General features: G+C 37.0%; 3 protein-coding genes. All 3 read left to right on the top strand.

Annotated elements, in window-relative coordinates:
* Positions 1 to 132: 132 nt before the first annotated feature.
* On the top strand, positions 133 to 900 hold the full coding sequence (locus AB1397_06135; GenBank protein MEW6482561.1) for a flagellar motor protein MotB: 768 nt from the start codon (positions 133 to 135) through the stop codon (positions 898 to 900).
* A complete protein-coding gene (locus AB1397_06130; GenBank protein MEW6482560.1) occupies positions 900 to 1,673 on the top strand; it encodes an undecaprenyl-diphosphate phosphatase in 774 nt (257 codons plus the stop codon). The genes AB1397_06135 and AB1397_06130 overlap by 1 nt, the downstream gene beginning before the upstream one ends.
* Positions 1,674 to 1,743: 70 nt before the next feature.
* Entirely contained in the window at positions 1,744 to 3,060 is a 1,317-nt protein-coding gene (locus AB1397_06125; protein ID MEW6482559.1) for a hypothetical protein, read from the top strand.
* Positions 3,061 to 3,178: the final 118 nt, after the last annotated feature.

Below are 3,178 nucleotides of genomic sequence, written 5' to 3'. Positions count from 1 at the left end.
AGTATCTTACAGAAAGGGGATTGGATAAAAAAAGGTTTAGGATTTCTTCCTTTGCTGATACAAAACCCGCTATTTTATCAAACCCAGCAAACCCTAAAAATAATCGGATAGACATTGTGATTTTGGAATAAAATGGCAAGAAAGAAGAAAAAGGAAGAGGCAAAATGTGAAACAGCAGGAGGCTTAAGGTGGCTAATCACCTATGCCGATATGATTACCCTCCTCCTCGGTGTATTCATTATCCTTGTCTCTAATTCTGCGATTGGTGAATCAAGATACAATGCAGTGAGGGTTGCCTTCTCAAGGATATTTTCTTTATTTACCGGAACCAGGGAGGAGTCAATAATGCCTGGCCCCTTAGGAAGCGTTTTTCCAGAAAAAAGTGGTGCCCAGGTTGAGTTTCCTGAGGAAGGATATAAGGTTCCTGTGGCAAGGGGATATAAGGATGAGGTAACCAAAGAGAGGGTAAAGACAATCCAGACAAGAAAGGGAATGCTCTTTAGGCTTTCTGATATTATGTTTGAGCAAGGCTCTGCAAGGCTTTCGGAAAAATTTAGCTTTGAGCTTAATAGAATTGGGAAATTTATAGAAAAGATACCTAATGAGATAAGGATTGAAGGGCACACAGATGCAAACCCTATTAAAACAGAGGAATTTTCCTCAAATTGGGAGCTTTCCATAAAAAGGGCAAATGCGGTTCGGGAATATTTCTTTAAAAAAGCAGAAAAAGACCTTTCCCCTTCTTCCTTTGAAATATATAAAAAGAGGTTTTCCATTGTTGGTTATGGGGATTCTAAACCATGTGTTAAGGACATCTATTCTCCCTTCAACCGAAGGGTTGATATTGTTATTGTTGCTTCTCCCTCAAGTGAAGTAAGGAACAAAATTTTATCTGAATAATGTCTCTTTTTGAGAGCATAATATTAGGAATTGTTCAGGGGCTTACTGAGTTTTTTCCCATTAGCTCCAGCGCCCATCTTGTTATTATTCCTTCTCTTTTAAAAATTCCTTTTCCCCCTATTTTTTTTGATGTTTGCCTTCATTTGGGAACCCTGTTTGCCGTAATTATCTTTTGGTTTTCAAAAATTAAAAATATCACCATATCCCTCTTTAAACTTAAAAGGGATGATGAGGCAAGGTTAGGACTTCTTATTATTGTAGCAATGATTCCCAGCGGCGTCATTGGAGCTTTATTTAAAGATACACTAGAGAAATTGTTTGAAAGCCCGATTAGGGTTGCCTTTCTCCTTCTTGTCACAGGGCTTTTATTGTTTCTTACCAGGTTTTTTAAAGAGAAGAAAGAAAAGATAAATCTTTTTGATGCCTTAATTATTGGGTTATTCCAGGGTCTTGCCATAGCACCAGGGATTTCCCGTTCAGGCTCTTGCATATCATCAGGGCTATTTCTTGGCCTCAAAAGGGAACTTGCCTTTGATTTTGCCTTTCTTCTATCTATACCTGCCATTTTAGCCGCATTTATTCTAAAGCTTAAGGATTCATTAGAAAAAAAAGAGGCAATCTTTGTCCTTCCCTATCTTTCGGGAACAATCATCGCCTTTATAATTGGGTTTATCTCTCTATTTTTCCTCTCTAAAATTGTCCGAAAAGGAAGGATACATTATTTTGCCTATTATTGTTGGCTACTTGGCATTCTTATTCTATGTTTTCTATAGCTAAAAATTTTTTTGACAAAAGATAGAAGAAAAAAATAAAATTTTAAAAAATTAAATTGAGGAGGAAAAAATGAAGAAGATTCTTTTAGGAATTGGGATTTTGGGACTAATGGGGAGCGGAGTTTATGGAGCCTGGTGGCTCACTAACCGGTATGACCTGCCAAAAAAGGAGCCCTGCCTTTGGATAGAAAAGGGGGATATTGATGGGGATTACAAGGAAGAAACCATTGCTTTAAGCATTGAGGATGACAAGCCTGTAATCCGGGTCTTAAATTGGCAAGGGAATACCCCTATTGTGCTTGGGAAAATAGAGCCAAGAGACCTTACCGGCTTTACTGTCGGCGATGTAGATAAGGATGATAAAGCTGAGATTATTATCTCATTTTGCAAAGAGATTAAGGTTAATGGAAAAAAAGGGATTGGCTGGATTGAGGTTTGGGGATGGGATGGTTATAAAATAGCACAAGAATATAAGAGCGATGACCTCTTTGGCTTTAGCAATGAAAAATATCCTCATGGCATCCTGCTTGGTCTTTGCCTCTCTGATGTTAATAATAATGGCAATAAAGAGATTGCAATTGGAATGACCAAGCCAAATCAAGGGAATATGGAGCAAACCGAGAAAAACTTTGACCCAGGGGAAGATAAATGGGGAAATATTGTAGGCCCCCTTTTTGAGGCAAGCATTGTTAGATTAGAATATTATAACGGAAATTATACCATAGTTACAAGCAGTATTGGCCCTGGCCTTGTCTATCGTCTAAGCAATGGGCCAGGAAATAAGATAACCTCTGATGTCTTTGACCTTAATTATACAAATGTAAATACCCTTATCTTAAGTCTTGCTACATTTGATAAGGAGCTTGATAATCTTTACAAAAGGAATATATTAGACATCTTAGAGAAAAATCTTGAGCAAAGCGAGGCTTTAAAGGAGCTATTTACCCATATCTCTCCCCTAAATCGGATAAAGGCATATAAAAAAATAGATGGCTATTTGGAAAAGGCAAAAAAGAAAGGAGGGAAAAGGATTGCCCTTATGGCAAGGAAAGCCAAATCAAGGTATGAAGATGAAACCGAAAAGCCTTTGCCTGATATTCCCAATATCCCTGGCCCATTGTTTGAGACAAGGATAAAAATTTTTGATGGCTCTGCTTATGCTCAATCCAATAGCATTGGCATGATTAACCTTGCCACAAAGATAAGCAGTGATAATAAAATCCTTGTCAAGCCAATAGAATTAAATTATCCAAACATAAATGCATATATAAACACGCTAAACTCAGAGGATGCGCTTTTATATGTAAAAGAAGAAGAGCATTGTGATGAAATTGACCAATGGAGAGGAACCTGGAGCACCAGCACGAATTACCATCCCAAACTATAGTTAATTCCATAACGCTTTACAAAATGTATGTGTTTAGATAATCTTAAGGAAAACTTTATAAAATTATGAATTTTGAATGTTGAATTTTGAATTAAAAGGGAAAAAATTTTATAAAACT

The sequence above is a fragment of the bacterium genome (assembly GCA_040756715.1).
Classification (GTDB): domain Bacteria; phylum UBA9089; class UBA9088; order UBA9088; family UBA9088; genus JBFLYE01.
The sequence above is the reverse complement of the archived record's forward strand: the minus strand, read 5'-3'. Positions and strand labels throughout refer to the sequence as shown.

Coding starts and splice junctions, on each gene's coding strand:
- AB1397_06135 (MEW6482561.1), top strand. CDS start 133: ATGGCAAGAAAGAAGAAAAAGGAAGAGGCAAAATGTGAAACAGCAGGA.
- AB1397_06125 (MEW6482559.1), top strand. CDS start 1,744: ATGAAGAAGATTCTTTTAGGAATTGGGATTTTGGGACTAATGGGGAGC.
- AB1397_06130 (MEW6482560.1), top strand. CDS start 900: ATGTCTCTTTTTGAGAGCATAATATTAGGAATTGTTCAGGGGCTTACT.